General features: G+C 74.2%; 22 protein-coding genes and 2 pseudogenes. 9 read left to right on the top strand and 15 right to left on the bottom strand.

What is annotated here, in order from left to right; translation table 11 throughout:
- A pseudogene (locus AXW62_RS26515) lies at positions 1–351 on the bottom strand (hypothetical protein); the annotation flags it as partial.
- 181 nt (positions 352–532) lie between these two features.
- On the opposite strand from AXW62_RS26515, the gene AXW62_RS26510 reads away from it, so the two are divergent.
- Complete coding sequence (locus AXW62_RS26510; protein ID WP_060946729.1) at positions 533–1,804, top strand: FAD-dependent oxidoreductase; 1,272 nt, start codon at positions 533–535, stop codon at positions 1,802–1,804.
- A gap of 394 nt (positions 1,805–2,198) precedes the next feature.
- Here the strand turns inward: AXW62_RS26510 and AXW62_RS26505 are convergent, their stop codons facing one another.
- Complete coding sequence (locus tag AXW62_RS26505) at positions 2,199–2,588, bottom strand: RNA-binding S4 domain-containing protein (protein WP_060946728.1); 390 nt, start codon at positions 2,586–2,588, stop codon at positions 2,199–2,201.
- Between the two features lie 30 nt (positions 2,589–2,618).
- On the opposite strand from AXW62_RS26505, the gene lpdA reads away from it, so the two are divergent.
- Positions 2,619–4,019: a dihydrolipoyl dehydrogenase gene (gene lpdA, locus AXW62_RS26500; protein WP_060946727.1), complete on the top strand. Its 1,401-nt coding sequence runs from the start codon at positions 2,619–2,621 to the stop codon at positions 4,017–4,019.
- A gap of 66 nt (positions 4,020–4,085) precedes the next feature.
- A complete protein-coding gene (locus tag AXW62_RS26495; protein WP_252368744.1) occupies positions 4,086–6,755 on the top strand; it encodes a SpoIIE family protein phosphatase in 2,670 nt (889 codons plus the stop codon).
- 143 nt (positions 6,756–6,898) lie between these two features.
- On the opposite strand, the gene AXW62_RS26490 is transcribed toward AXW62_RS26495, so the two are convergent.
- From AXW62_RS26490 to AXW62_RS26465, 6 genes are all read right to left on the bottom strand, one after another.
- Positions 6,899–7,888, bottom strand: coding sequence for an MBL fold metallo-hydrolase (locus AXW62_RS26490; protein ID WP_060946726.1), 990 nt, complete (start codon positions 7,886–7,888; stop codon positions 6,899–6,901).
- Positions 7,889–8,008: 120 nt separating this feature from the next.
- The gene (locus tag AXW62_RS26485; RefSeq protein WP_060946725.1) at positions 8,009–9,511 is read right to left on the bottom strand and encodes a glutamate synthase subunit beta; all 1,503 of its coding nucleotides are present in this window, start codon (positions 9,509–9,511) and stop codon (positions 8,009–8,011) included.
- A 38-nt stretch (positions 9,512–9,549) separates the two neighbouring features.
- Positions 9,550–10,608: an NAD(P)H-dependent flavin oxidoreductase gene (locus AXW62_RS26480; RefSeq protein ID WP_060946724.1), complete on the bottom strand. Its 1,059-nt coding sequence runs from the start codon at positions 10,606–10,608 to the stop codon at positions 9,550–9,552.
- A complete protein-coding gene (locus AXW62_RS26475) occupies positions 10,608–11,348 on the bottom strand; it encodes a CoA-transferase subunit beta (protein ID WP_060946723.1) in 741 nt (246 codons plus the stop codon). Before AXW62_RS26475 ends, AXW62_RS26480 begins: the two co-directional genes overlap by 1 nt.
- A complete protein-coding gene (locus AXW62_RS26470; RefSeq protein ID WP_338918848.1) occupies positions 11,345–12,208 on the bottom strand; it encodes a CoA transferase subunit A in 864 nt (287 codons plus the stop codon). Before AXW62_RS26470 ends, AXW62_RS26475 begins: the two co-directional genes overlap by 4 nt.
- Positions 12,209–12,214: 6 nt before the next feature.
- The gene (locus AXW62_RS26465) at positions 12,215–12,994 is read right to left on the bottom strand and encodes an enoyl-CoA hydratase family protein (RefSeq protein ID WP_060946722.1); all 780 of its coding nucleotides are present in this window, start codon (positions 12,992–12,994) and stop codon (positions 12,215–12,217) included.
- Between the two features lie 78 nt (positions 12,995–13,072).
- Here AXW62_RS26465 and AXW62_RS26460 point away from each other — a divergent pair, with 78 nt between their 5' ends.
- Both AXW62_RS26460 and AXW62_RS26455 read left to right on the top strand, forming a co-directional pair.
- The gene (locus tag AXW62_RS26460; RefSeq protein WP_060946721.1) at positions 13,073–13,888 is read left to right on the top strand and encodes an SDR family oxidoreductase; all 816 of its coding nucleotides are present in this window, start codon (positions 13,073–13,075) and stop codon (positions 13,886–13,888) included.
- Position 13,889: 1 nt separating this feature from the next.
- The gene (locus AXW62_RS26455; protein ID WP_060946720.1) at positions 13,890–14,804 is read left to right on the top strand and encodes an SDR family oxidoreductase; all 915 of its coding nucleotides are present in this window, start codon (positions 13,890–13,892) and stop codon (positions 14,802–14,804) included.
- 274 nt (positions 14,805–15,078) lie between these two features.
- Here AXW62_RS26455 and AXW62_RS26450 read toward each other — a convergent pair whose 3' ends face one another.
- The 6 genes from AXW62_RS26450 to egtA all read right to left on the bottom strand — a co-directional run bounded on the left by AXW62_RS26450 (position 15,079) and on the right by egtA (position 21,436).
- A complete protein-coding gene (locus tag AXW62_RS26450) occupies positions 15,079–15,291 on the bottom strand; it encodes a twin-arginine translocase TatA/TatE family subunit (RefSeq protein ID WP_060946719.1) in 213 nt (70 codons plus the stop codon).
- Positions 15,292–15,594: 303 nt separating this feature from the next.
- Positions 15,595–16,809, bottom strand: a complete 1,215-nt coding sequence (locus AXW62_RS26445) for a transglycosylase family protein (RefSeq protein WP_060946718.1) — start codon at positions 16,807–16,809, stop codon at positions 15,595–15,597.
- A 319-nt stretch (positions 16,810–17,128) separates the two neighbouring features.
- Positions 17,129–18,094: an L-histidine N(alpha)-methyltransferase gene (gene egtD / locus AXW62_RS26440; protein WP_060946717.1), complete on the bottom strand. Its 966-nt coding sequence runs from the start codon at positions 18,092–18,094 to the stop codon at positions 17,129–17,131.
- Positions 18,091–18,846: an ergothioneine biosynthesis protein EgtC gene (egtC, locus tag AXW62_RS26435; RefSeq protein WP_060946716.1), complete on the bottom strand. Its 756-nt coding sequence runs from the start codon at positions 18,844–18,846 to the stop codon at positions 18,091–18,093. The genes egtD and egtC overlap by 4 nt, the downstream gene beginning before the upstream one ends.
- Complete coding sequence (egtB, locus tag AXW62_RS26430) at positions 18,846–20,174, bottom strand: ergothioneine biosynthesis protein EgtB (RefSeq protein ID WP_060946715.1); 1,329 nt, start codon at positions 20,172–20,174, stop codon at positions 18,846–18,848. Before egtB ends, egtC begins: the two co-directional genes overlap by 1 nt.
- On the bottom strand, positions 20,171–21,436 hold the full coding sequence (gene egtA / locus AXW62_RS26425) for an ergothioneine biosynthesis glutamate--cysteine ligase EgtA (protein WP_060946714.1): 1,266 nt from the start codon (positions 21,434–21,436) through the stop codon (positions 20,171–20,173). The genes egtB and egtA overlap by 4 nt, the downstream gene beginning before the upstream one ends.
- 243 nt (positions 21,437–21,679) lie before the next feature.
- Here egtA and AXW62_RS26420 point away from each other — a divergent pair, with 243 nt between their 5' ends.
- The 4 genes from AXW62_RS26420 (at position 21,680) to AXW62_RS26405 (ending at position 25,639) form a co-directional block, all read left to right on the top strand.
- Positions 21,680–22,684 (top strand): NADPH:quinone oxidoreductase family protein, encoded by a 1,005-nt coding sequence (locus AXW62_RS26420; RefSeq protein WP_030833928.1) that lies wholly within the window; start codon positions 21,680–21,682, stop codon positions 22,682–22,684.
- On the top strand, positions 22,681–23,886 hold the full coding sequence (locus tag AXW62_RS26415; protein ID WP_060946713.1) for an acyl-CoA dehydrogenase family protein: 1,206 nt from the start codon (positions 22,681–22,683) through the stop codon (positions 23,884–23,886). The genes AXW62_RS26420 and AXW62_RS26415 overlap by 4 nt, the downstream gene beginning before the upstream one ends.
- Positions 23,883–25,076 (top strand): acyl-CoA dehydrogenase family protein, encoded by a 1,194-nt coding sequence (locus tag AXW62_RS26410; RefSeq protein ID WP_060946712.1) that lies wholly within the window; start codon positions 23,883–23,885, stop codon positions 25,074–25,076. Before AXW62_RS26415 ends, AXW62_RS26410 begins: the two co-directional genes overlap by 4 nt.
- Positions 25,077–25,444: 368 nt before the next feature.
- On the top strand, positions 25,445–25,639 hold the full coding sequence (locus AXW62_RS26405) for a hypothetical protein (RefSeq protein WP_020866016.1): 195 nt from the start codon (positions 25,445–25,447) through the stop codon (positions 25,637–25,639).
- A 201-nt stretch (positions 25,640–25,840) separates the two neighbouring features.
- On the opposite strand, the pseudogene AXW62_RS26400 reads toward AXW62_RS26405, so the two are convergent.
- Positions 25,841–26,336: pseudogene (locus tag AXW62_RS26400) on the bottom strand (Crp/Fnr family transcriptional regulator); the annotation flags it as partial.

Below are 26,336 nucleotides of genomic sequence, written 5' to 3'. Positions count from 1 at the left end.
CGTCAGCACCAGCGAGAGGACGGCCCCCGCGCCGAGCCCGGCCAGCACCAGCAGGACGGCCCCGGGGCGGCGCCGTCCGGCCGGGGCGGGCGGTCCGGCCGGGGCGTCCTTCCCGGGCCAGGCGCCGGCCGCCGCCGGGTGGCCCGGCAGCTCCTGGGTGTCCTCGTCCGCCGTGGGCAGTGGTGCGGGCGGGAGCCCGGGGACCGGCGGCCGGAAGAGGCCGAGCTCCTCCGTCCACGTCCGAACCGGCCCGTCCGGGGCATCGCCCGACCCCGGTGGCGCACGGAAGACCGCGGTCGGCTCGATCACCTGACGCCCGGCCGGCCGGTCCGGATCGCGTTCGGCTGCCATACAGACCTCCTTGTGCGCCCACACCATCACCCGGGGGTACGGACGCGGGCCGGGGAAGACTCAAGCCGGCCGTCATCCGGTGGCCGGATGCCGCCGTGGCACCGGTGTGGCGCGGCACCACCGGGTACATCCCTCCTGAAAGGGCCCCCAGGGCCTCGCGGACGTCGAAGGGAGCCAGGAGATGGGCCGTGAGAGGGAGCGGACCACATGCTGTGTGGTGGGCGGCGGGCCCGCCGGGATGGTCCTCGGCCTGCTGCTGGCCCGCGCCGGCGTGGAGGTCACCGTCCTGGAGAAACACGGGGACTTCCTGCGCGACTTCCGCGGCGACACGGTGCACCCCAGCACCCTGCGGCTCCTGGACGACCTGGGTCTCGCCGACCGGTTCGAGGCCCTGCCGCAGCGGCATGTGCACTCCGTCCAGCTGCCCATCGGACGGGGCGGCGAACTGTTCACGGTCGGCGACATCGGCTCGCTGCCGGGGAAGTACAACTACGTCGCCATGGTGCCGCAGTGGGATCTGCTCGATCTGCTGGCCGACGAGGCCAACCGGGAGCCGTCCTTCCGCCTGCGCATGAACACCGAGGTGACCTCCTTCCTCATGGAGCGCGGACGGGTCACCGGAGTGCGGTACCGCGACCGCGCCGGCGGCTCCGCCGGCGAGCTGCGCGCCACCCTCACCGTGGCCTGTGACGGCCGGGGATCGCTCGCCCGCGCCCTGCCCGAGCTGGGGCTGCGCGAGTTCCCCTGCCCGATGGACGTCTGGTGGTTCCGGCTGCCGCGGCGGGCGAGCGATCCCCAGGGGCTGGTGGGCAACGCCGGCGAGCGCTTTCTCACGGCCATGATCGACCGCGGTGACTACTGGCAGTGCGCCGTGCTGATCCCCAAAGGGGCCGACGCCAAGTACCGCGCCGAAGGACTCGACCGGTTCCTGACCTCGTTCGAGGAGGCCACCCCGTGGATGAGGCCCGGGACGGGGACGGCCGACCGTGACACGCGGCCGCGCTCCTGGGACGAGGTCAAGCTGCTGGACGTCCGGATGGACCGGCTCCGCCGCTGGCACCGCCCCGGACTGCTGTGCATTGGGGACGCAGCCCACGCGATGTCGCCGGTCTTCGGGATCGGCATCAACCTCGCCGTCGAGGACGCGGTCGCCGCCGCCCGCCACCTGGCCGGGCCGCTGCGCGCGGGCACCGTGGGGCTCGGCGACGTACGCGCCGTCCAGCGCCGCCGGTGGCCGACCGCCGCCGCGACGCAGAGACTCCAGCGGATCGCCCACGCCCGGGTCATCGAGCCACTGCTCCAGGGGCGTTCACAGGCCGTCGGCGGGGAGCCGCTGCGGCTGGCCGAGGTGCTCACCAAGGCGCCCTGGCTGAAGCGGGCACCCGCGTACTTCCTGGCCTACGGGGCGGGCCGTGAGCGACCCCCGGCCGCGTCGGTGCGCCGTTCCGGCTGAGCCCGTTCCGGCTGAGCCCCGATGGGGTGCGGCCCGGCGCGGAACCGGCCCCGGCACCCACCGCCGACCGGATCGACCGGGCCGGCGCACCCGGCGGCCCGGCACGGATCACGCCGGACGGCGGCCCGGTACGGATCACGGCGGACGGCGGCCCGGCCCCCGGGTCCTTCCGGCGGATCCCGCCGGAAGACGGGCCCCCGGTCCCCAGTGCCGCGTCAGCCAGGGTTCGCCCCGCTCGCCGCCCTGGCACGCGCGCTCGCCGCGTTGGCCGGAAACCCGAGTAGGCCCGCCCCCAGACTCCGTCCGGGAGGTGCCCCCGCGAGGGCTTCCGGCCGCCTTGCGATCGCACGGACCAGGACGCCTCGCTACCGGGCGAACCCTGACTGACGCGGCACTAGCCGATCCCGCCGGGCGCGCCGCGCAGCCGCTCCATCTCGCGCCGGTCGCGTTTGGTGGGGCGGCCCGCCCCGCGGTCGCGCAGGCCGATCGGCACGGTGTGCTCGCGCGGCGGCGGAGGCGGGGAGTTGTCCACGTAGCACTCCGCCGCCACCGGCGCCCCGACCCGCTTGCGCACGATGCGCGAGACGACCACGATCCGGTCGCGCCCCGCATGGCGCAACCGCACCTCGTCGCCCGGCCGCACCGCGTGGGCGGGCTTGACCCGTTCGCCGTTGACCCGGACGTGCCCCGCGCGGCAGGCCGAGGCGGCCATGGAACGCGTCTTGGTCAGCCGCACGGACCAGATCCAGCTGTCCACCCGTACGGACCCCTCGTCTGAAGCCATATCCCGACTCTAATGTCTAAGGTGCGACGCATGAGCGCACATTTCGACGTCGTGGTCCTGGGAGCCGGGCCGGGTGGCTATGTCGCCGCGATCCGCGCCGCCCAGCTGGGCCTGAGCACGGCCATCGTCGAGGAACGCTACTGGGGCGGCGTCTGCCTGAACGTGGGCTGCATCCCGTCCAAGGCCCTGCTGCGCAACGCCGAGCTGGCCCATCTGTTCCTCCATGAGGCCAAGAGCTTCGGCATCCGGGTGAACGGCGATCTGACCGTGGACTACCGCCCGGCGTTCGAGCGCAGCCGCACGGTGGCCGACGGACGGGTCAGGGGCGTCCACTATCTGATGAAGAAGAACAAGATCACCCAGTACGAGGGGCGGGGCGCCTTCACCGGCCCCCATGAGCTGCGGGTCACCCGCTCCGGCGGCGGCACCGAGACGCTCACCTTCGACCACTGCGTCATCGCCGCGGGCTCGCTCACCAATCTGCTGCCCGGCACCTCGCTCAGCGAGCGCGTGGTGACCTACGAGGAGCAGATCCTCGCCCCCACCCTCCCCGGCAGCGTCCTGATCGCGGGCGCGGGCGCCATCGGCGTGGAGTTCGCGTACCTCATGCACAGCTACGGGGTGCAGGTGACGCTGGTGGAGTTCATGGACCGGATCGTGCCCCTGGAGGACGAGGAGGTCTCCGCCGAGCTCACCCGCCGCTTCCGCAGGCTCGGCATCAACATCCTGACCTCCACCCGGGTGGAGGCGATCAACGACGCGGGCCCCGCGGTCAAGGTCATGGTGACCACGGGCGGCCAGCGGCAGACCCTCCAGGCCGCCCGGGTGCTGCAGGCCATCGGGTTCCGGCCGCGGGTGCGGGGATACGGCCTGGAGCACACCGGGGTCCGGCTGACCGAACGGGGCGCCATCGACGTCGACGGCCGCTGCCGCACCAACGTGCCGCACATCTTCGCCATCGGCGACGTCACCGCCAGGCTGATGCTGGCCCATGCCGCCGAGGCCATGGGCATCGTCGCGGCGGAGACCATCGCCGGGGCGGAGACCATGGAGCTGGACTACGTGATGATCCCGCGCGCCACCTTCTGCCAGCCGCAGATCGCCAGCTTCGGCTGGACCGAGGCCCAGGCGCGGGAGCGCGGCTTCGACGTCCGGGTGGCCAAGTTCCCGTTCACCGCCAATGGGAAGGCCCAGGGGCTCGGCGACCCCGTCGGCTTCGTGAAGCTCATCAGCGACGGCCGCCACGGCGAGCTGCTGGGCGGCCATCTCATCGGCCCGGAGGTCACCGAGCTGCTCCCGGAGCTCACCCTCGCCCAGCAGTGGGACCTCACGGTGCACGAGGTGGCCCGCAACGTCCACGCCCATCCGACCCTCAGCGAGGCGGTGAAGGAGGCCGTCCACGGGCTTGCCGGTCACATGATCAATATGTGAGCGCGGGCGCTTCCGCCCCGGCCGCCACCAGGTGTGCGGCCCGCCGATATGCGTTAGACAGATCATGTGAAGGTGCGCTCGGTGCTGGGCTCGCGCAGCGTCGGCGGCCAGGTGTGCGCCCTGATGCTGATCATCGTGACGCTGCTGGTGCTCGCCGCCGGGGCCACGCTGTCCCTCCAGGCCCGCGGCAGCCGGGACAACCAGGCCCGGGGGCGCGCCCTGACCGTGGCCCGGACCTTCGCCACCGCCCCCGGCGTCCAGCGGGCGCTGGAGTCCCGGTACCCCTCCGCCACCCTCCAGCCCTTCGCCGAGACGATCCGGCACCGGGCCGGTGTCGATTCCATCGTGGTGACCAGCCCCCGCGGCGTCCGCTACACCCATCCGGACCCGGAGCTGATCGGCAAGCGGGTCGGCCGCCCCCTCTACCCGGCCACGGTGGGCCGGACCTTCACCGACGAGGTTCCGGGCGTCACCCGCGCGGCCCCCACGATCCGCGCCACCGTGCCGGTCACCGGTGCCCGCGGCCGGGTGATCGGGGTGGTCAGCGTCGGGGTCTCCATCCCCTCCGTGGCCCGCTCGGTCGGCCGCCAACTGCCGGTGATCTACGGATCCACGGCAGCCGCCCTCCTGCTGGGCGCGGGCGGCGCGGCGCTCGTGGCCCGGCGGCTGCGGCGCCAGACCCACCGGCTCGGCCCCGCCGAGATCACCAGGATGTACGAACAGCACGACGCCGTGCTGCGTTCGGTCCGGGAGGGGGTGCTGATCCTCGACGACGAGGGGCGGCTGCTGCTCGCCAACGACGAGGCGCTGCGCCTGCTGGGCCTCACCCCCGGCGCGCACGGACAGCGGATCAGCGGCGTCGGCCTGCCCCCGGGCATCGCCGGGCTGCTCGCCTCCGGCCGGGCGGCCACCGACGAGGTGCACCAGGTCGGGGACCGGCTGCTGGCGGTCAACCAGCGCCCGGCGGAGCGGGCCGGACAGCCCTGGGGCAGCGTCGCCACCCTGCGGGACACCACCGAGCTGCGCGCCCTGACGGACAAGGCCGACCGCGCCTACGCACGGCTCCGGCTGCTGTACGAGGCCAGCGTCCGGGTGGGCACCAGCCTCGACATGGAGCGGACCGCCGAGGAGCTGGCCCGGGTCGCCGTGCCGCGGTTCGCCGACTTCGCCACCGTCGATCTGCACGAGGCCGTCCTGCGCGGCGAGGAGCCCGGTGACCGGGACGCGGCCATGCGCCGGGTCGGCTTCAGCGGCATCCGGGAGGACTCCCCGCTGCGCCGCGTCGGCGAGCGCGTCTCCGCCCTCCCCGCCGCCCAGCGGGCCGGCGGCACCGGCAGGGCCCGCGGGTTCGCCGTGCGCGACCTGCCGTCCTTCCCCGGCTGGACGCCCCAGGAGCCGGAGCGGGTCGAACGGCTGGCGCAGTACGGCATCCACTCACTGCTGACCGTGCCGCTCAGCGGACGCGGTGTCCGGCTGGGCCAGGCGGTGTTCTGGCGCTCGGGGGACGCCCCGCCGTTCGACGAGGAGGACCGCTCCTTCGCCGAGGAGCTGGCCGGCCAGGCGGCCGTCGCCATCGACAACGCCCGCCGCTACGCCCGCGAGCACGCCACCACCCTGGCCCTCCAGGAGAGCATGCTGCCGCGCGGCAGCCCCGAACAGCAGGCCGTCCACGCCGCCCACCGCTATCTGCCCGCCCCCAGCGGGGTGCGCGGCGACTGGTTCGACGTCATCCCCCTGTCCGGGGCCCGGGTCGCCCTGGTCGTCGGGGACGTCGTCGGCCGGGGACTGCACGCGGCCGCGACCATGGGCCGACTGCGCACCGCCGTGCGCAACTTCTCCGTCGTGGACCTTCCCCCCGATGAGCTGCTGGCCCGGCTCGACGACGTGGTCGACCAGCTCGACCGGGAGGACACCGCCGTGGGCGGCGGGGTGGGGGCCGCCGGAGCCACTTGTCTGTACGCGGTCTACGACCCGGTCTCCCGGTACTGCACCCTGGCACGGGCCGGTCATCCGCCCCCGGCCCTGGTCCACCCCGACGGTGCCGCGACCTTCCTCGACCTGCCCGCCGGACCGCCGCTGGGACTCGGCGGCCGGCCCTACGAGGCGACCGGGACCCGGCTGCCCGAAGGCAGCCGTCTCGTCCTCTACACCAACGGGCTGGTGCAGGACCGCGAACACGACATCGAGTCCGGGCTCGACCGGCTGCGCGCCACCCTCACCGACGCCGACCCCGACCCGGAGCGGGTTTGCGACGCGGTGATGGCCGCCCTGCTGTCGCCGCGCCGCACCGACGACGTCTGCCTGCTCGTCGCCCGCACCACCGCGCTGGACGAGCGCCAGGTGGTCTCGTGGGAGCTGCCGTCGGACCCGGAGGTGGTGGCCCGGATGCGGGCGGCCGTCGCCCGCACCCTGGCCGACTGGAACCTGGAGGAGGCCGCCTTCACCACCGAGTTGGTGGTCAGCGAGCTGCTCGGCAACGCCATCCGGCACGCGGTCGGCCCCGTCCGGCTGCGCCTGCTGCGCAACCGGACGCTGATCTGCGAGGTCGCCGACGGCAGCACCACCGCGCCCCATCTGCGCCGCGCCGCCACCACCGACGAGGGCGGACGGGGGCTGTTCCTCGTCGCCCAGATGGTCCAGCGCTGGGGCACCCGCTACACCAGCAAAGGCAAGATCATCTGGACCGAGCAGGACCTTCCGGCCGCGGAGCCCGCCCGGCGGCGACCGGGGCGGTGAGGCCGGGGCCGGTCCGACCGGGGCGGTGAGCCGGGCCCCGGCTTCCCGGCTTCCCGGGCCTCTGCCCACGCGGCGTCCGTCCCTACGGCTTCCGCCCCCCGGCCCCGCCCACCGGCCCCCGTCCGCCCGGTCGCTGCCACCGCTCAGCGTGCGGCGCCGTCGCGCCGCTCCCACGCCACCTGGGCGAGATCGGCCATGGTGGCCATGAGGTCCGCCGCCTGGTCGGTGCCGTTCAGATGCCGGTACTCCGAGCCCACCGTGATCACCAGCCGCTCGGGCAGGCCCAGCGACGGATGGGCGCTCTCGGCGATGAGGGTACGGGCGGCCTCGAGAGCCGGTACCCCCGTCGCGTGCAGCTGCCGGGTCCGGTCCCGGAGGTGCTCCAGATAGCCGATGTGGCCGCGGACCCCATCCCGGTCCAGCACCGGACCGTGGCCGGGGACGATCACCTCGGCGCCGGTCGCGAGCACCCGTTCACAGGCGGCGATCACGTTGTCCAGCGGGCCCGCCCAGTGCACCGCGTGGTCACCGGGGTTCTCCGGGCCGGAGGCGAAGATGACATCGCCGGTGAACGCCACCTTCTGCCGCGGCAGATACGCCACCAGATCGCCCGCGGTGTGCGCGGACGGCAGGCTGAACACGTGCACCGGCACCTGCCCCACGCGCAGGTCGAGTTCGCCCACGAAGGTGAGCGTCGGCTCGACGACCTCGGTGGCGGACCAGTCGAACCGCCCGAAGTGCCGCTGGAGGTACCAGCCGAGCGGGGTCGCCGGATCGCTGCCGTGCACCAGGGCGTGCAGCTGCTGCGGCGAGGGCTCGTACTCGATGTGGCCGAGCGCCTCGCGGGTCGCGACGATCTCGGCGTCCGGTACCACCTCCGCGCCCCACAGATGGTCGCCGTTGGCATGGGTGACGATCACCCGCTCGATCCGGCCCCCGTCGGGCAGCAGGGCGCGGCTCCGTTCCAGGAAGTCACCGGCCATCCGCCGGTCGTAGGGGCTGTCGATCCAGGCGGCGGCGCCGTCGGGCGAGACGATCAGACCGCAGTTGGCCAGACCCCATCCGGCACTCGGGGTGGGGGACCAGACGTGGACGCCGTCGGCCACGGTGAGAAGGGGCGTTTGCGAGATCATGGACGCACACTATGCCCGAGCCGCCGGCCCGTGGCGGGCGGCCCGTCGTCCGGCCACCGGCCCGGCGCACCACCGGGCTGTCGCCTCGTCGGGCCGTCAGGCCGTCGGGCTGTCGGGCCGTCAGGCCGTCAGGGGACGGTCGGCCGGACCGACCGGTGCCGGGAGCGTCGTGGCGCCCCCGAGATAGCGGTCCACGGCGGCCGCGGCGGAGCGCCCCTCGGCGATCGCCCACACGATCAGCGACTGGCCGCGGCCCGCGTCGCCCGCCACGAACACCCCGTCCGCGCTGGTGGTGAAGGAGGCGTCGCGGGCGACGGTGCCGCGCCCGTCGAGCTCCACTCCGAGCTGGTCGAACAGCCCGCTGTCCCGCTCCGGGCCGCGGAAGCCGAGCGCCAGCAGCACCAGATCCGCCCGGAGCACCCGCTCCGCGCCCGGCCCGGACCGCCCGTCGGTGCGGGCCCCGATCAGGCGCAGCGCCCGGACCCGGCCGTGTGCCCGCTCCGCGTCCGGTGCCGCCCCCTCGAAGCGGACGGTGGTCGCGGAGAAGACCCGCGCGTCCACATCCGCCTCCGGAGAGGCCGCCAGCTCCCGCGCCTCCTCATGGGCGGCGGACATCCGGTAGATCTTGGGGTAGGTGGGCCAGGGCTCGTCCTCGGCCCGCTCGTCGCCGGGCCGGGGGTGGATGTCCAGCTGGGTCACGGAGGCGGCGCCCTGCCGCAGTACGGTGCCCAGACAGTCCGCCCCGGTGTCCCCGCCGCCGACGATGACCACATGCTTGCCCTCGGCGCTGATCGGCGGCCGGGGGTAGTCGCCCTCGCGCACCCGGTTGGCCATCGGCAGATACTCCATCGCCTGGTGTATCCCGGCCAACTCCCGCCCGGGAACGGGCAGGTCGCGCCAGGCTCGCGCGCCCACCGCCAGCACCACCGCGTCGTAGCGCGTCCTGAGCTCGGCGGCGTCCACATCGGTGCCTACGTCCACCCCGGTGCGGAACGTGGTGCCCTCCGCGCGCATCTGCTCCAGCCGCCGGTCCAGGTGGCGCTTCTCCATCTTGAACTCGGGGATGCCGTAGCGGAGCAGCCCGCCCACCCGGTCGTCGCGCTCGTACACCGCCACCGTGTGTCCCGCTCGGGTGAGCTGCTGGGCCGCGGCCAGGCCCGCGGGTCCCGAGCCGATGACGGCGACGGTCCGGCCGGTCAGCCGCTCCGGTGGTCTGGGGGTCACGTATCCGCTCTGCCACGCCCGGTCGGCGATGGCCACCTCGACGTTCTTGATGGTGACCGCCGGCTGGTTGATGGCCAGCACACACGCGCTCTCGCACGGGGCCGGGCACAGCCGGCCGGTGAACTCGGGGAAGTTGTTGGTCGCGTGCAGCCGCTCGCTCGCGCGCAGCCAGTCGTCCCGGGAGACCAGGTCGTTCCACTCCGGGATGAGGTTCCCCAGGGGACAGCCGTCGTGGCAGAACGGGATGCCGCAGTCCATGCAGCGGTCCGCCTGGGCGTTGATGATCGGCAGCAGTCCGCCGGGCGCGGGGACCTCGTGCCAGTCCCGCACCCGCTCGGCCACCGGACGGCGTGGCGGAAGACGGCGGGGTGTGGTCAGGAAACCCTTGGGATCGGCCATGACCACCTCCCGTTACCCGTGTCATGGTCTGGCCGCTTTCACCCCACTGTACGACCGCGGGGCAGCCGGTCCAGGGTCTCGGCGGCCTCGGCCATGATCCGCTCCACCAGGTCCGCGCAGCAGGGCAGGTCGCCGATCACCCCGGCCACCTGTCCGGCGGCCATCACCCCGGTGTCGGTGCGGCCGTCCACCATCGACGCCTTCAGCAGCACCGGGGTGGTGGCGGCCAGCAGCACCTGGCTCCAGGTGAGCTCCCTGCCGTGCCGCATCGCCAGCCCGTCGCGCACCATCGCCGGCCAGCTCAGCCCGGACAGCCGCCGGAAGGCGGCGGCGTGGCGCACCGCGCGCAGCAGCGCGGCGGTGCGGCCGGAGCGTTCGAGGGCGTCGACCAGCTCGCTGCGGAGCATCCGGTGGGGGAGTCCGTCCACCGCCGTGGTGACGGTGACGTCGGTGACCGCCGCCGCCAGATAGCGCGCCTTCACGGCGTCCGGGACGGTGCTGTCGGAGGTCAGCAGGAAACGGGTGCCCATGGCGATCCCCGCCGCCCCGTAGGCGAGCGCGGCCGCCAGCCCCCGTCCGTCGTGGAAGCCGCCCGCGGCCACGACCGGGATGTCCACCGCGTCCACGACCTGGGGGAGCAGTACGGTGGTGGCCACCTGTCCGGTGTGGCCGCCGCCCTCCGCGCCCTGCACCAGCACCGCGTCCGCGCCCCAGCCCGCGACCTTCTCCGCGTGGCGCCGGGCGCCCACGGACGGGATGACCACCACGCCCGCGCCCTTCAGCCGGTCGATCAGCTCCCGGGTGGGGGCCAGGGCGAACGAGGCGACCCGCACCCCCTCCTCGACGATGATCCGCACCCGCTCCCCGGCGTCCGCGGCGTCGGCGCGCAGATTGACCCCGAAGGGGGCGTCGGTGCGGGCGGCGACCTCGCGGACGGCCGCGCGCAGCCGCCGGGGCGGCATGGTCGCGGAGGCGAGGATGCCCAGCGCCCCGGCGTTGGCGACGGCCGACACCAGCCGGGGCCCGGCCACCCACCCCATGCCCGTCTGGACGATTGGATGGCGCACCCCGACGAGCCTGGTCAGCGGGGTGTCCATCAGGCCGGCACCTCCCGGTCGCGGGCCCCCTCCGGGTCGATGACCTCCCGGATCAGCCGCAGCTCGGTGGGGGACGGCTGCCGGGTGCGGGGCACGTCGCCGGCGATGTCGAGGGGGAAGCCGGTGGCCTCCCGCACCGTCTCGGCGGTCACCCCCGGATGCAGGGAGCGCACCCGCAGGGTGCGGTCGGGCGTGGCGAAATCGAGGACCGCCAGATCGGTCACCACGCACCGGAGCTGATGGAAACGGGTCGCGGCGGGACCCGCGGCCGCCGCCCGGTCGTGGCCGACCCCGCACACCATGTCGACGCGGTCGACGAAGACCCGCCGCGAGTGCCGGGGCACCCAGTAACTGGTCGGGTTGTTGAGGGTGTTGACCGGAGCTCCCCGCACCCCCAGCAACTGTCGCCTGGGCCGCTTCCAGTCCCCGACGCAGCTGATGTTCTGATTGCCGTGGCGGTCGAGCTGGCTCGCGCCCATCATCACATGCCGCCGGCCGCCGGTGACCAGCGCCAGATGCGCCCGGTACGGCAGCCACCCCTCCACCACCTCCGGGTCATCGCCGACGATCATCGCCTCGCCGTCCGTGAGCAGCAGCTCGGGCGCGAAGGTGAGCTTCGCCAGCCGGGCGCCGATCCTGGGCACCACACCCATCGGGGAGGCCAGGACCTCCCCGTCGCCCCGCCACGCCTCGGCGCACGCCACCACGCAGTACTCGGCCCGGGTCGCCCCGCCGGTCATGCGCCCTCCCTCCCGAACGCCGCCACCGCGGCCCGGTACCGCCGCTCGTCCCCGGACAGGAACCGCTCGGTGAACTCCCGCCACGCCCCGGGGTCGGCCGCCGCCTTGGCGTACGCGGTCTGGAACGCCTCGTCCCGCCCGTAGTCGGGGGCGCAGGAGGTGAAGTGCGCGCCTCCCGGGGCCTCGATCACGCCGGTGACCGCATGCCGTCTGACCAGCAGTGTCCGCGGGCCGCCCGGGTCCGCGAACTCCGCGGTGGCCACGACGCGTTCGCACGAGAGATACGCCTCGGCCGCCGCCTCGCAGAACAGGTCGTCGAAGTACGGATCGGGTCCGAGGCACTGGCCGTTGCCCCGCGCGTCCGCCCGGTTGAGGTGGACCAGCGCCACATCCAGCCGCAGCGCGGGCACCGCCACCAGCTCCTCACCGTCCTCGTACGGCGACCTCACCGTCCGCAGGCCGGGGTTGACCGTCATGACGTCCGAGCCCAGCCCCGCCCGGACGGGCAGGAACGGCAGCCGGTGCACGGCGGCGGTCAGCCCCCACATCATCATCGCCTCGTCCAGCTCGGTCAGTTCGATGCCCCCGCGCTCGCGCGCCGCCCGGAAGTGCGGCTCCAGGGGGATCGAGTCGAGCGTCGCGAACGCCGCGACCAGCCTGCGGATCTTCCCGGCGGCGGCCAGCAGCCCGACGTCCGGGCCGCCGAAGGAGACCACGGTCAGATCGGTGACATCCGACCGCAGCAGGGCGCGGACCAGGGCCATGGGCTTGCGCCGCGAGCCCCAGCCGCCGATGCCGACCGTCATGCCGCTGCGGATCCGGCCGACGGCCTCCTCGGCCGTCATCGTCTTGTCGGCCAACGCCGCTCACCCCTTCCTGGTGCTTCCCGCGCCGCTTGTCCCGGTGCTTCTCGCGACGAACGCGTCCCGGTGTCCGCCGGACAGGCCCGCCAGATCGGCCTCGAAGGTGAAGCCCTGCTCGAAGCGGTAGCTGCGGCGCACATCGACCGGGTCGATACCGTTGATGGCCGCCTTGGCCAGGCGCAGCAGCGCCCCGTCCTTGGCGGCGATCTCACCGGCCAGCTCCAGCGCCGCCTCCCGCAGCCCGGCGCGCGGGACGACCCGCCAGACCGAGCCGTGGCGGTGCAGCTCCGCGGCGGTCGCGGTGCGCGAGGTGTAGTACAGCGCGCGCATCAGGTGCTGCGGGACCAGCCGCGCCAGATGGGTGGCCGCCCCCAGCGCGCCGCGGTCCAGCTCCGGCAGTCCGAACGTGGCGTCCTCGCTCGCCACGATCGCGTCGGCGTTGCCGGCCAGCCCGATGCCGCCGCCCAGACAGAAGCCGTGGACGGCGGCGACGACCGGGACCGGGCAGTCGTAGACGGCGGCGAACGCCTCGGCGCAGCCGTGGTTGGCGCCGAGGAGCGCCGCACGGTCCCGCGCCGCCTGGATCTCCTTGATGTCCACGCCCGCGTTGAAGCCCCGGCCCTCGGCGGCCAGGACCACACAGCGCACCGACGGGTCGGCGCCCGCGGTGCGCAGCGCCCCGGCCAGCTCGTACCAGCCCCGTACCGGAAGGGCGTTGACGGGTGGGAAGTCCATGGCGACCAGGCGGACGCCCGCCGCGGGGGCGGAGGTGGAGACACCCATGAGCAGATCCGCTACCTTTCCACCAAACGTTTGTTAGGCAGACGGTAGCAGCGCTCGTCGCGCAGCGGGAGGTGTCCAGTGGCCGTCACCATCGATCTCGCCGGCCGCGTCGCCGTGGTCACCGGCGGCACGCGGGGCGTCGGAGCGGGGATCACCCGGGCCCTGCTCACCGCAGGGGCCGAGGTGGTGATCTGTGCGCGCCGGCCTCCCGGCGGACCCGTCGAGGCGGCCGGGCGCACCGCCCGCTTCGTACCGCTCGACATCCGGGACCCGGACGCGGTCGCCGCCTTCTTCGCCCGGCTGCGCCGCACCCACGGACGGCTCGACCTGCTGGTCAACAACGCCGGAGGCAGCCCCTACGGACTGATCGCCGAGGCCGGGCGGCGGCGCGCCGCCCGTATCGTCGAACTCAACCTGATCGCCCCCATGACCGTCTCCCTGAGCGCCTATGAGCTGATGCGCCATCAGGCGGACGGCGGCTCGATCGTGATGATCGGCAGCGTCAGCGGCACCCGGCCGTCCCCGGGCACCGGCCCCTACGGAGCCGCCAAGGCGGGGCTGGAGAACCTCGCCCGCACCCTGGCCGTGGAGTGGGCGCCCCGGGTCCGGGTCAACACGATCGTGCTGGGCATGGTCCGCACCGAGCTGTCGCATCTGCACTACGGGGACGAGGAGGGCATCGCCGCCGTCGGCCGGACCGTTCCGCTCGGACGGCTGGCCGAGCCCGTCGAGGCCGGTGACGTGTGTGTGTTCCTCGCCTCCGGGCTGGCCGGCTACGTCAGCGGCGCCAGTATCGCCGTCCACGGCGGCGGGGAGCGCCCCGCGTTCCTCGACGCCGCGAGCGTCAACCAGCCGGCCGGCGGCACCGGCCGGGCCGACCCACGGGAGGACTGAGATGAGCGGACTGTGCGACGGGCGCGTCACCGTCGTCACCGGAGCGGGCCGCGGCCTCGGACGGGCGCACGCGCTCGCCTTCGCCGCCGCCGGTGCGAAGGTCGTCGTCAACGACCTCGGCGTGGGCCCGGACGGCGCGGGGGGATCGCCGGGCCCGGCCCAGGAGGTCGTCGAGGAGATCCGGAAGGCGGGCGGGGAGGCGGTCGCGCACGGCGGGGACGTCGCCACCGCCGATGGCGCCGCCTCCCTCGTCGCGACCGCCCTCGACGCCTACGGCCGGCTGGACACCCTCGTCAACAACGCCGGATTCCTGCGCGACCGCATGCTCGTCAACCTCGGCGAGGAGGACTGGGACGCGGTGGTGCGCGTCCATCTCAGGGGCCACTTCCTGCCGCTGCGGCACGCCGCCGCCCACTGGCGGGCCGAGGCGAAGGCGGGCCGGACGCCGGTCGCGCGGGTGGTCAACACCAGCTCCGGGGCGGGACTGCTGGGCAGCGTGGGCCAGGGCAACTACTCCGCCGCCAAGGCCGGGATCCTCGGCCTGACCCTGGTGGCCGCCGCCGAGCTGGGCCGGTACGGCGTCCAGGTCAACGCCATCGCCCCGGCGGCCCGCACCCGGATGACGCAGACGGCGTTCGCCGATGCCATGGCCGCGCCGGACGACCCCGCCGCCTTCGACGCGATGGCCCCGGCCAATGTCTCGCCGCTGGTCGTCTGGCTCGGCTCGGCGGCCGCCGCCGGGGTCACCGGCCGCGTCTTCGAGGCGGAGTCCGGGCGGATCACGGTGATGGAGGGCTGGCGGCCGGGCCCGACCGCCGACAAGGGCGCCCGCTGGACCCCCGAGGAGGCGGGCGAGGCCACGCTGAGGCTCCTCGCCGGAGCCGAGCCGCCACGGCCGGCCCACGGGGCGTCCTGACGGCCCGTGGGCCGGCCCCTGCGGGCGGGGACACCGGCTCCTGCGGGCGGGGACAGCCCTCGTACGCGACGGGCGGCAGCGGGGTGGGCCCGGTGCGCCGCCACGACATGGCGATCACGGACGGCACAGCAGAACGAGGCGGGGAGCGGGTTCGTGGCGGTATGGACCAGGCCGACGGCGCAGTGTGCGGGATTGGCGCACCGACGCGGACGGCGACCGTCACCCCGGCGCGGACGGCGACCGCCACCGTCCCCGCGGCGGCCGGGCCGCGGGGTCAGGAACGGGGCGGCTGGTCCCGGTTGATCACCGTGCCGGAGACGACGTTCCCCGGCGCGGACGGGGCGTCCTGCTCCTTGAGCGCCTTGGCCTCGCTCTTGAAGATCCGCGTCGCCTTGCCCGCGGAACGCGCCAGCTCGGGCAGTTTCTTGATCCCCAGGACCACGATGACGACGATGAGGATCATGGCGAGTTCGCTCAGGCCGAACATCAGGTCTGCTCTCTTCCGGTGTCGAGGGCCGGTGCGGCGTACCGGCCGCCCAGTGAAATCTACAGGGCTGTAGAAGTCTCGCCCGAAAGCCGCTCATGGGGCAAGTGCGCATCCGGCCGGAGCCGCGCCGCCGGGACACCGCGCCCCGATGGCGCGGCCGGGGGCGCCGTGGCGGATGCCGGGCGGGGCGGGACGGTCCTGTGCGTGCGAGTCCGGCGCGCCCCGTGCCGCCGCCGCGCGGAGCCGGGGCCGCGGAGCCGGGGCCGGGAGGCGTCAGGTCCCGGCCCTCAGCCGCGTGTCACATCAGAGGCTGACGCCGCGGGACCGCAGATAGGCGAGCGGGTTGATGTCCGAGCCGTAGCCGGGGCCGGTGCGGATCTCGAAGTGGAGGTGCGGTCCGGTGACGTTCCCCGTCGCGCCGGAACGGCCGATCTGCTGCCCGCCGTTGACGCTCTGTCCGGCCCGCACCGACAGCTGCGAGAGGTGGGCGTACTGGCTGTACTTGCCGTCCGCGTGCCGGATGACCACCTGGTAGCCGTACGCGTCGGCCCAGCCCGCCGAGACCACGTGGCCCGTGCCGACGGCCCTCACCGAGGTGCCGATGCCCACCGGGAAGTCCACGCCGGTGTGATAGCCGCTCGACCAGCTGGAGCCTGCCGCCCGGTAGGCGGTGCTCGGGCTGACCCCGCTGACCGGGGCGGTGAAGCCCGAGGAGGCGGCGGGCCTGGCGGTCCGCTCCCGGCTGGGAAGGGGCTTCTCGGCCTTGGGGCGCGGCGCGGGCTTGGGCTTCGCCTTGTGGTGCGTCTCGGGCTTCGCCTTGGTCCCGCCGCCCGTCAAGGAGAGCTTCTGGCCCGGGTAGATCAGGTCCGGATCGTCGCCGATCGTCGTGCGGTTGCTCTGGTAGAGCGCCTGCCAGCCGCCGCTGACGTCATGGGAGTCGGCGATGCCGGACAGTGAGTCGCCGCTGACGACCACGTAGCGGCCGGACTTGGCCGACGCGCCCGGGAGGCTGGTGGGCGTGGGCTTGTGCGCCGCCGTCTGCTGGACCTTCGCGGGCCGCTGGGTCTTCGCGGGCCGCTGGGCCTCCGCCGGCGCGGCGGACGCCTTGAGGGTCTTCGGCGCGCTCTGCGGCGCCGCGTCGCCCCTTGTCAGACCGGCCTTCCCGGAACACACCGGCCAGGCGCCCGGCCCCTGCGCGTCGAGCACCTTCTCCGCGATCGCGATCTGCTGGTCCTTGGTGGCCAGATCGGCCCGTGCCGCGTAGGCCGAGCCGCCGTACGCCTCCCAGGTGCTCTGGGTGAACTGCAGTCCGCCGTAGAAGCCGTTGCCGGTGTTGATGTCCCAGTTGTGGGTGGACTCGCACTGGGCGACCTTGTCCCAGGTCTCGCCCGAGGCCGCGAACGCGCCCGTGGCCCCGACGAGCGGGAGGGCGATTCCGGCGCCGCCCGCCGTGACGCTCAGCGAGGCACGGGAGATGCGGTTGGGCTTGTAACGGCGGTGGCGTCCCCGTAAGGGCATGGACGGCTCCTTCTCCTGCTGCCGGGTGCGGCGAGCTGCCGGGCGCGCCAAAGATAAGGGGGCCGATTTGGCCACAACAAGAGGGAGTTCGCCCAGTGAGCGGGCCGCAGCGCGCTGTGCTGCGGCCCTCTCGCGGTTATGTGATGTGCATCACATAATCCCGGTGGGTCGTCCGAGCGGGACGGAGGGTGACGGCCGGTCCCGGCGGCCCGGGCGAACGACCCGGCGGCGGGCTCGGAGGAGGTCAACAGCTCGTCTGCGAGCGAACCGCCGCCCGGGGCCGGGGCCCCGGGCGGCGGTGTGCCGCGTCCTTCGGCCGTCAGCCGCGAACGGCCAGCGACACCGCGAAGCGGCCCGCCGCGTCGGTCCACCACCGCCGAGGCTGCAGCCCCGCGGCGGCCAGTTCGGCCCGCACCTTCTCCTCGCGGAACTTGGCGGACACCTCCGTACGGAGCTCCTCCCCGGCCGTGAAGTGGACCGCGAGATCCATCGCGGGAATCTTCGCGGTGAGGTCCTTACGGGCCCTCAGCCGCATCTCCATCCACTCCTCCCGGGCGTTCCACACCGCCAGGTGGTCGAAGTCGCGGGGGTCGAAGTCGGCGCCCAGCTCGCGGTTGAGCACCGCCAGTACGTTCTTGTTGAACTCGGCGGTGATCCCCTGTGCGTCGTCGTAGGCGGCGACCAGGGTGGCCTCGTCCTTGACCAGGTCGGTGCCGAGGAGCAGCGCGTCACCGGGGGCGAGCAGCTCGCTCACCGAGGCGAAGAAGCCGGCCCGCTCCAGCGGCAGCAGATTGCCGATCGTGCCGCCGAGGAAGGCCAGCAGCCGCGGGCCCGGGGTGTCGTCGGGCAGCGCGAGCCCGTTCATGAAGTCGGCGACCAGCGCGTGCACCGTCAGCCGGGGATGTTCGGCCAGCAGCGCCTCCCCGGCCGGCTCCAGCGCGCTCTCGCTCACGTCCACGGGGACGTAGACCCGCAGCTGTGGCAGCGCCCGGATCAGGTGGCGGGTCTTCTCCGAGGAGCCGGAGCCCAGCTCGATGAGGGTGCGCGCCCCGGTGACGTCGGCGATCTCCGCCGCGCGGGCGACGAGGATCTCCCGCTCGGCGCGGGTCGGGTAGTACTCGGGGAGCCGGGTGATCTCCTCGAAGAGCGCGCTTCCCCGCGCGTCGTAGAACCACTTGGGCGGAAGCCGCTTGGGGGTGCTGGTCAGCCCGTCGGCCACGTCGGCGCGCAGCGCGGCCGCGGTGGCATCGGCGGGCAGGGTGCGGGTGACGGTGAAGGGGCTCAACGGGAAGCCTCCTTGAGTGCGGTGAGCAGTACATCGGTGCGGGTGGCGGTGAGCAGGGTGCGGTCGGGGACCTCCGTCCAGCCGGGGTCCCGGTCGTACGGCTCGGAGGCGACCACCACGCCCCGGTCCGGGTCGGCCCGGTACCACAGCGTGTCGCCCCAGGCGGTGGCGGCGATGGTCTCCCCGTCCATGAGCAGCAGATTGAGCCGTGAGCCGGGGGACGCGCCGGCGAGCTGGTCGACCGCCTCGGCCAGCGCCTCGGGCGGTGCGTGGCCCAGCCGCAGCCGGTGCAGCACCAGCGCCCAGACGAACGCCGAGTCGCACCGCGCCTCCAGGGCGAGCAGTTCCGCGGGCGGCAGCGAGGCGGCGAGGTCCGCGACCGCGTGCGGCCAGTCGCGCACCGCCCCGTTGTGGCTGAACAGCCAGCACCCGGAGGCGAACGGCGAGGCACCCGCCTCACCGTCCGCGCTCGCCTCGGTGGCGTCCCGTACGGCGGCCATCAGCGCCCCGGTCCGCACCACGCGGGCCAGGTCGGCGAAGGACAGATCGCCCCAGATGGGCGCGGCACGGCGGTAGCGCGCGGGCACCGGGTCGCCCGGCGCGTACCAGCCGACGCCGAACCCGTCGGCGTTGACCGTGCCGTGCGCCTGCCGCCGGGGCTCCCACGACTGCCGGAACAGGCTGTGCGCGGGCCCCACGACCACGTCGCCGATGGCGGCGCGCGGTCCGAGGTACGCCAGGTGCCGGCACATCAGGACGCGTCCCGGGCGGTGCGGAACCCCGAGAAGATCTGCCGGCGGACCGGCAGGTCCCAGTTGCGGAACGTGCCCCGGCAGGCGACCTCGTCCACCGCGAAGGAGCCGCCGCGCAGCACCTTGTACGCCGGACCGAAGAAGACTTCCGAGTACTCGCGGTAGGGGAAGGTGCGGAACCCCGGGTAGGGCAGGAAGTCGCTGGAGGTCCACTCCCACACATCGCCGATCAGCTGCCGCACCCCCAGCGGGGAGGCGCCCCGCGGATAGCTTCCGGCCGGTGCGGGCCGCAGATGGCGCTGGCCGAGGTTGGCGTGGTCCGGGGTGGGGTCGGCATCGCCCCACGGATAGCGCCGGGACCGGCCGCTGACCGGGTCGTGGCGGGCCGCCTTCTCCCACTCCTCCTCGGTCGGCAGCCGCCGCCCCGCCCAGCGGGCGTAGGCGTCCGCCTCGTACCAGCTCACATGCACCACCGGCTCCCCGGGCGGCACCGGCTCCGTCACCCCGAACCGCCGCCGCAGCCACTGCCCGCCCTCGCGCCGCCAGAACAGCGGGGCGGCGAGCCCGTGTTCCCGGACGTATGCCCAGCCCTCGGCCGTCCACCAGCGCCGCTCGGTGTAGCCGCCGTCCGCGATGAACCGCTCGTAGGCGCCGTTGGTCACCGGTGTGGTGTCGATGTGGAAGGCCGGGACCAGCCGCTGGTGCGCGGGGCGCTCGTTGTCCAGGGCCCAGGGCTCGGCCGAGGTGCCCATCGTGAACGGGCCGCCCGGGACCAGCACCTCCTCGGGCAGCGCCGCGCCGTCCGCCGTATCGGGCGGCGGCGGGGCGGTGAGCGCGGCGGGTCCGCGGCGCAGCTGGTGGGTGATGAGCATCGTCTCGTCGTGCTGCTGCTCGTGCTGCGCGATCATGCCGAAGGCGAAACCGGCGTCGACCAGCGGGGCGCCGCGCAGCTCGATCCGTTCCAGGACGTCCAGCACCCGGCCGCGCACCTCGTGGACGTAGCCGCGCGCCTCGGCGGGCGCCAGCAGCGGCAAGGAGGGCCGTTCGGCCCGCGGATGCTCGAAGGCGTCGTAGATCGAGTCGATCTCCGGGCGCAGGGCGTCATGTCCGCCGACCGCGCGCAGCAGCCACTGTTCCTCCTGGTTGCCTATGTGCGCCAGGTCCCAGACCAGCGGGGACATCAAAGGGGAGTGCTGGGCGGTGAGATCGGGTTCGTCCACGCACGTGGTGAGGGTGTGGGTGCGCTCGCGTGCGGCGCGCAGCGCCTGCTCGGCGCGCCGGCGCAACGCCTCGCGGTCGAGGGTGAGGTCGGAGTCGGGAGCGGTCATGACCGTCCCTCCTTACCGGTGAGAGGAGCGAGCAGATCGTCGGCGGGACACCGGCCGCGGGCCACATAGCGGTCGGTGAAGGCGGCCACGGCGGCGGTGACGGCGGGGGAGGCCCCGATGCGCGGCAGCGCCTCCAGCGCCGTGGCGAAGCAGCTGACGGCGGCGGTGCGCAACTCGGGGTCGGCCAGACCGTGACGGGCCGCCGCCCGCCACAGCGGATTGCCCGGTGCGGGGCGGGGGCCCGCCGTCTCGGCGAGCGGCTTCACCACGCGGTAAACCGTTTCGGCAGCCTGGGGGTCGTCGAAGAGCGCGACCGTGACGGCCAGGGGGACGATCCAGCCGTCCGCACCGCTCTGCGCGTCGATCATGCGCAGCTCCAGATGGCCGCGCGGGCGGACGGGCGGGAAGAGCGTGGAGACGTGGAAGTCGAGGTCCTCCTGGGTGGGCGGCCGGGGCCGCCCGGTGCGGGCCCACTGGCGGAAGGTCACCCCGCTCGGCACGGTCCAGGGCGCCGCCTCGTCCCGGATCGCCATCACGGGCGCGTCCAGTACGTACTGGGCCCAGGCCGCGCGGGGATCCCCGTCGCCGGACGGGGCGTGGGTGCGGCCGGGGTCCATCGCCGTCCACAGCGCCTGCCGGGTGGAGCGGTAGCCCGTGGGGCGGCCCTGGCGCAGGGGCGAGTTGGCGAAGGCGGCGGTCAGCACCGCGCCCAGCAGATGGGCGAGCCGCCAACGCCGCGCCATACCGAGCGGTCCGGGCTCCTCGTGCCCGGCGTCCACGCAGACCTGTACGGAGGCGGTGCTGCACATCATGGAGCGCCCGGCCGGCCCCCGGCGGTCGAAGTAGGTCTCCATGCACTCGTACCGGGGCGTGGTGAGGAACCGTCTCGGCGGGCGCCAGGGGTCATGTCCGTGGCCGGCGAGACCGAGTCCGAGCTCGGTGAGGAGGGTGCGTACGAGAACCAGATCGGCGGCGGCGGACTCCACACACGCGGTGAGGGAGTCGGCCGGCAGGGAGCTGAGCTCCACCTGGCCGCCGGGTTCGAAGGTGACGGCGGACCGCAGCGGCAGTCCGCGCAGCGCGGTGACCGCGGCGTCGAGCCGGGCCGCCTCGACGGGTCGTGCGGGATCGTGCGGGTCGTGCAGGAACCATTCGAGTTCGACTCCGATGCGGCGCGGCGGCCCGGTCTTGAAACAGATGCCGTGCAGCCTGGCCTCCATCTCGGCCTCGCTGATCGCCTTGTCGTCGGGCACAGTCGTCATCTCCCGTCCCGTTCCGGCATCGACTCGCCGTGAAACGAGCCGATATGTCGCCCTCCACTCTTTACCTGCCGACGCGCCGGGCTCAAGGGTGCCTCCAGAGTTGCACAAGAGTTCATCCCCCGCCGGGCGGGCGGGACAGGACGGCTGACGGCGGTGGCGGTTCCGCTCGTCGTACCGACTGGTTAGTATGTGCGACCCGGCGCGGTACCGCGTCCTCACCGACCCGTTTGTGGAGGCCACCGGATGCAGGCATGGCGAGTGCACGACAACGGCGAGCCGCGCGAGGTCATGCGCCTCGACGAGGTGCCGGAACCGGAGGCGGGACCGGGGCAGCTGCTGGTGCGGGTCCGGGCCACCAACGTCAACTTCCCCGACGCCCTGCTGTGCCGCGGCCACTACCAGGTGCGGCCGCCCCTGCCGTTCACCCCCGGTGTGGAGCTGTGCGGCGAGGTCGTCGCCGTCGGGGAGGGCGCCGACGGCGAGGTGGGCGCCCGCGTCCTCGCCACCCCCACCCTCCCCGCTGGCGGCTTCGCCGAGCTGGTGCCCGTGGCGGCGTCGGCCGCGCTGCCCGCGCCCGACGCCCTGGACGACGCCGAGGCCGCCGCGCTGCACATCGGCTACCAGACCGGCTGGTTCGGCCTGCACCGCAGGGCCCGGCTCCAGCCCGGCGAGACGCTCCTGGTGCACGCCGCCGCGGGCGGCGTGGGCAGCGCCGCCGTCCAGCTCGGCAAGGCGGCCGGGGCGAAGGTGATCGGGGTCGTCGGCGGCGGTGACAAGGCCCGGATCGCCCGCGAACTGGGCTGCGACCTCGTCCTCGACCGGCGCGCCGACGACATCGTGGCCGCCGTCAAGGAGGCTACCGCGGGCCGCGGCGCGGACGTCGTCTACGACCCGGTCGGCGGCGACGCCTTCGCCCGGTCCGTCAAATGCGTCGCCTTCGAGGGCCGCATCGTGGTCGTCGGCTTCGCCAGCGGCGTCGTCCCCCGGGCCGCTCTCAACCACGCCCTGGTCAAGAACTACGCCGTCCTCGGCCTCCACTGGGGCCTGTACAACACCCACGACCCGGCCGCGGTCCGCGCCTGCCACGAGGAACTGACCAAGCTCGCCGCACAGGGCACCGTCACACCGCTGATCAGCGAGCGGGTACCGCTGGCGGGCGCGGCCGACGCCGTCCAGCGCGTCGCCGACGGCACCACCACCGGCCGTGTGGTGGTCGTCCCCGGCCAGGCCGCCGGAGGACCCCGATGAACGCCACCGGGAACCGCGCCGCCGTGGACGCCGATGAACTGCGCCGCCGCGTGCGCGCACTCCTCGACGCCCATCCGCCCGCCACCACCGACCGCCTGGACTTCCTGCGCGCCCGCTTCGACGCCGGACTCGCCTGGGTGCACTACCCGGCCGGGCTCGGCGGCCTGGACGCCCCGCGCTCGCTGCAGGCCGTCGTCGACGCCGAACTGGAGGCCGCGGGCGCCCCCGACAACGATCCCCGCCGCATCGGCATCGGCCTGGGCATGGCCGCCCCCACCATCCTCGGCTTCGGCACCGACGAGCAGCGGCAGCGGCTGCTGCGCCCGCTGTGGACCGGCGAGGAGGTGTGGTGCCAGCTGTTCAGCGAGCCCGGTGCCGGATCCGACCTCGCGGCCCTGGCCACCCGGGCCGTGCGCGACGGCGACGACTGGGTGGTCGACGGACAGAAGGTGTGGACCTCCAGCGCCCATCTCGCCCGCTGGGCCATCCTCATCGCCCGCACCGACCCCGACCAGCCCAAACACCGTGGCATCAGCTACTTCGTCTGCGATATGACCGACCCCGGGGTCGAGGTCCGTCCGCTGCGCCAGATCACCGGCGAGGCGGAGTTCAACGAGGTCTTCCTCACCGGGGTGCGAATCCCCGACAGCCGGCGGCTCGGCGGGATCGGCGAGGGCTGGCGCGTCGCCCAGACCACCCTGATGAACGAACGGGTCGCCATCGGCGGCGGCCGCGTCCCCCGCGAAGGCGGCATGATCGGGCTGGTCGCCGACGCCTGGCGCCGGCGGCCCGAACTGCGCACCCACGACCTCCACCAGCGGCTGCTGCGGCTGTGGGTGGAGTCCGAGGCGGCCCGGCTCGCGGGCGAGCGGCTGCGCCAGCAGCTCGCGGACGGCCGGCCCGGCCCTGAGGGCTCCGCCATGAAGCTCGCCTTCGCCCGGCTCAACCAGCAGATCAGCGCGCTGGAGGTGGAACTGCTGGGGGAGGAGGGGCTGCTCTACGACGACTGGACGATGCGCCGCCCCGAACTGGTGGACTTCACCGGACGCGAGGCCGGCTACCGCTATCTGCGCGCCAAGGGCAACTCCATCGAGGGCGGCACCTCGGAGGTGCTGCTCAACATCATCGCCGAACGCGTCCTGGGCCTGCCGCCCGAGCCGCGCACCGACAAGGACCTCCCGTGGAAGGACCTGCCCCGATGAGCACCCCGGACCTGCTCTACACCGAGGCGGAGGAGGATCTGCGCGCGGCCGTACGGTCGCTGCTCACCGACCACTGCCCGCCCGCCGCGGTGCTCTCCCGGGCCGAGAGCGGCCGGGCGTACGACGGGGCGCTGTGGCGTGCGCTGGGGGCCGATATGGGCGCCGCCGGGCTGCTGGTGCCCGACAAGCTCGGCGGCCAGGGTGCCACGGCGCGCGAGGCGGCGGTCGTCATGGAGGAACTCGGCCGCGCCGTCGCCCCCGTGCCCTACCTGACCAGCGCGGTCCTCGCCGTCGGTGCCCTGCTCGGCTGCGACACCGGCCAGGACGCCGTGGCCCGGCTGCTCGGCGCGCTCGCCGAGGGCCGCACGGTCGGCGCGCTCGCGGTGCCGCTGTCCACCGCACCCGGCGCCCCCGGGGCACCCGGCGCCCCCGGGGCACCCGGCGCCCCCGGGGCACCCGGCGTCCCCGGGGCACCCGGCGCGACCGTACGGGCCGACGGCGACGGAGCGCTCAGCGGCCAGGTCTCCGGTGTCGCGGGCGCGGCGGGCGCCGATGTGCTGCTCGTCCCGGCCGCCGGCGCGGACGGATACGGGCTGTACGCCGTGGAGACCGCGGAGACCAGCGTCTCCGTCGAACCCCTCACCTCGCTCGACCTCACCAGGCCGCTCGCCGCGGTGACCCTCACCGGCGCCCCGGCGCGCCGGCTGGCCGGGGACGACCGGGCCGGGGCCGCCATCGGGCGGGCGCTGCTGACCGGCGCCGGACTGCTCGCCTCCGAGCAGCTGGGGGTGGCCGAATGGTGTCTGACCGAGACCGTGCGGCACACCAAGGAGCGCCATCAGTTCGGGCGCCCCGTCGGTTCCTTCCAGGCACTCAAGCACCGGATGGCGACGCTGTGGCTGGAGCTGGTCCAGGCGCGGGCCACCGCCCGGTACGCGGCCGACGCACTGGCCACGGACAGCCCGGACACGCCGGTCGCGGTGGCCGTGGCCCAGGCGCACTGCGCCCAGGTGGCGGTGCACGCCGCCGAGGAGTGCGTCCAGCTGCACGGCGGTATCGGCATGACCTGGGAACACCCGGCGCATCTGTACCTCAAGCGGGCCAAGAGCGATGAGATCGCGCTGGGCACCCCCGGCCGCCACCGGCAGACGCTCGCCGGACTGGTGGACCTGGCGGCCCCCACCGGCTGACCGGCCGGATCCGGCGAACCCGCCCCCGCTCCGCGATCGCGCCACCGGAGTGCCAGAGTGTCGAATGTCCGTACGGCACGCCGGGCGGAGCCGGGGCGGGGACGCATGACGAGTGGTGCCGACTCCACCGTGGTGGGGGCGGATCGGGCGGGCGCGGCGGTGGCGGCCACCCGAGCACGGCGGTCGCCTGCCGCGGCCCGGTGAGGGACCGGACCACGCCCTCTCACCGCGCAGCGGCGATCGCCGGGGAGCAGTCGCACAGCAGAACGGCACCCGTATGGAGCACCAGGTCACGGCGGTTCACGGGCGATTCTGGGCCACACTGACGGCCGGATCCCGATGCTCCGTAGCGGCCGAGGAGGCTCCCCATGGCCATTTCCATCTCCGTGGTCCTGCTGCTTCTGATCCTGACGGTGGTCTTTCTCCGCAGCGGCGGACTGCGCATCTCACATGCGCTGGTGTGTGTGACGCTCGGCTTCTACCTGGCGAGCAGCAGTGTGGCGCCCACGATCTCCGAGGGGCTCGCCGCCACCGCGGACGTGGTCAGCAGTGTCCGTCCCTGACCCACGCCCGCGGCGGGCGGCCCCTGAGGGGCTGTCCGGAGTTGTGATCTGGGCTCGCGGAGCGTGGCACGCACGCTCGCGGCGTTGCCGAAATGCCCTAGTAGCTCCGCTACGAGGGCCTTCCGGCGCCTTGCGAGCGTACGCACCACGCCCCGCTCCCTGATCCAGACCGCAACTCCGGACAGCCCCTCCAGGCCGGGCTCAGCGGCCGATCTCGACGTCCTCCAGCACACCGAGCGCGTCGGGCACCAGGATCGCCGCCGAGTAGTAGGCGGAGACCAGATAGGACGCCACGGCCTGCTCGCTGATGCCCATGAACCGGACGTTCAGACTGGGCTCGTACTCATCCGGGATGCCAGTCTGGTGCAGACCGATGACCCCCTGGCTCTCCTCCCCGGTGCGCATCGCCAGGATGGAACTGGTGCCGGACTCACTGATCGGGATCTTGTTGCAGGGCAGCAGCGGAACCCCGCGCCACGCCCGCACCGCCACCCCGGCCACCTCGACGCCCTGCGGATACAGACCACGGCTGCTGCACTCGCGCCCGAAGGCCGCGATGGTGCGCGGATGTGCCAGCAGATACTGGGTCTTGCGGCGCCGGGCCAGCAGTTCGTCGAGGTCGTCGGGGGTGGGCGGGCCGCTGCGGGTGTGGATGCGCTGGGAGAGGTCGGCGTTGTGCAGCAGGCCGAATTCGGGG

This window comes from Streptomyces hygroscopicus subsp. hygroscopicus (assembly GCF_001553455.1).
GTDB lineage: Bacteria > Actinomycetota > Actinomycetes > Streptomycetales > Streptomycetaceae > Streptomyces > Streptomyces hygroscopicus.
Note: the sequence above shows the minus strand (reverse complement) of the source record. Positions and strands in the feature narration are given on the sequence as shown.

What these genes read in the sequence shown, in the direction of transcription:
- AXW62_RS26490 (WP_060946726.1), bottom strand. Translation starts at nt 7,888, where the DNA reads ATGATCTCGCAAACGCCCCTTCTCACCGTGGCCGACGGCGTCCACGTC.
- AXW62_RS26450 (WP_060946719.1), bottom strand. Translation starts at nt 15,291, where the DNA reads ATGTTCGGCCTGAGCGAACTCGCCATGATCCTCATCGTCGTCATCGTG.
- AXW62_RS26475 (WP_060946723.1), bottom strand. Translation starts at nt 11,348, where the DNA reads ATGACCGGCGGGGCGACCCGGGCCGAGTACTGCGTGGTGGCGTGCGCC.
- AXW62_RS26415 (WP_060946713.1), top strand. Translation starts at nt 22,681, where the DNA reads ATGAACGCCACCGGGAACCGCGCCGCCGTGGACGCCGATGAACTGCGC.
- egtC (WP_060946716.1), bottom strand. Translation starts at nt 18,846, where the DNA reads ATGTGCCGGCACCTGGCGTACCTCGGACCGCGCGCCGCCATCGGCGAC.
- AXW62_RS26485 (WP_060946725.1), bottom strand. Translation starts at nt 9,511, where the DNA reads ATGGCCGATCCCAAGGGTTTCCTGACCACACCCCGCCGTCTTCCGCCA.
- AXW62_RS26510 (WP_060946729.1), top strand. Translation starts at nt 533, where the DNA reads ATGGGCCGTGAGAGGGAGCGGACCACATGCTGTGTGGTGGGCGGCGGG.
- AXW62_RS26420 (WP_030833928.1), top strand. Translation starts at nt 21,680, where the DNA reads ATGCAGGCATGGCGAGTGCACGACAACGGCGAGCCGCGCGAGGTCATG.
- AXW62_RS26455 (WP_060946720.1), top strand. Translation starts at nt 13,890, where the DNA reads ATGAGCGGACTGTGCGACGGGCGCGTCACCGTCGTCACCGGAGCGGGC.
- egtA (WP_060946714.1), bottom strand. Translation starts at nt 21,436, where the DNA reads ATGACGACTGTGCCCGACGACAAGGCGATCAGCGAGGCCGAGATGGAG.
- lpdA (WP_060946727.1), top strand. Translation starts at nt 2,619, where the DNA reads ATGAGCGCACATTTCGACGTCGTGGTCCTGGGAGCCGGGCCGGGTGGC.
- AXW62_RS26505 (WP_060946728.1), bottom strand. Translation starts at nt 2,588, where the DNA reads ATGGCTTCAGACGAGGGGTCCGTACGGGTGGACAGCTGGATCTGGTCC.
- AXW62_RS26445 (WP_060946718.1), bottom strand. Translation starts at nt 16,809, where the DNA reads ATGCCCTTACGGGGACGCCACCGCCGTTACAAGCCCAACCGCATCTCC.
- AXW62_RS26480 (WP_060946724.1), bottom strand. Translation starts at nt 10,608, where the DNA reads ATGGACACCCCGCTGACCAGGCTCGTCGGGGTGCGCCATCCAATCGTC.
- AXW62_RS26410 (WP_060946712.1), top strand. Translation starts at nt 23,883, where the DNA reads ATGAGCACCCCGGACCTGCTCTACACCGAGGCGGAGGAGGATCTGCGC.
- egtB (WP_060946715.1), bottom strand. Translation starts at nt 20,174, where the DNA reads ATGACCGCTCCCGACTCCGACCTCACCCTCGACCGCGAGGCGTTGCGC.
- AXW62_RS26405 (WP_020866016.1), top strand. Translation starts at nt 25,445, where the DNA reads ATGGCCATTTCCATCTCCGTGGTCCTGCTGCTTCTGATCCTGACGGTG.
- AXW62_RS26465 (WP_060946722.1), bottom strand. Translation starts at nt 12,994, where the DNA reads ATGGGTGTCTCCACCTCCGCCCCCGCGGCGGGCGTCCGCCTGGTCGCC.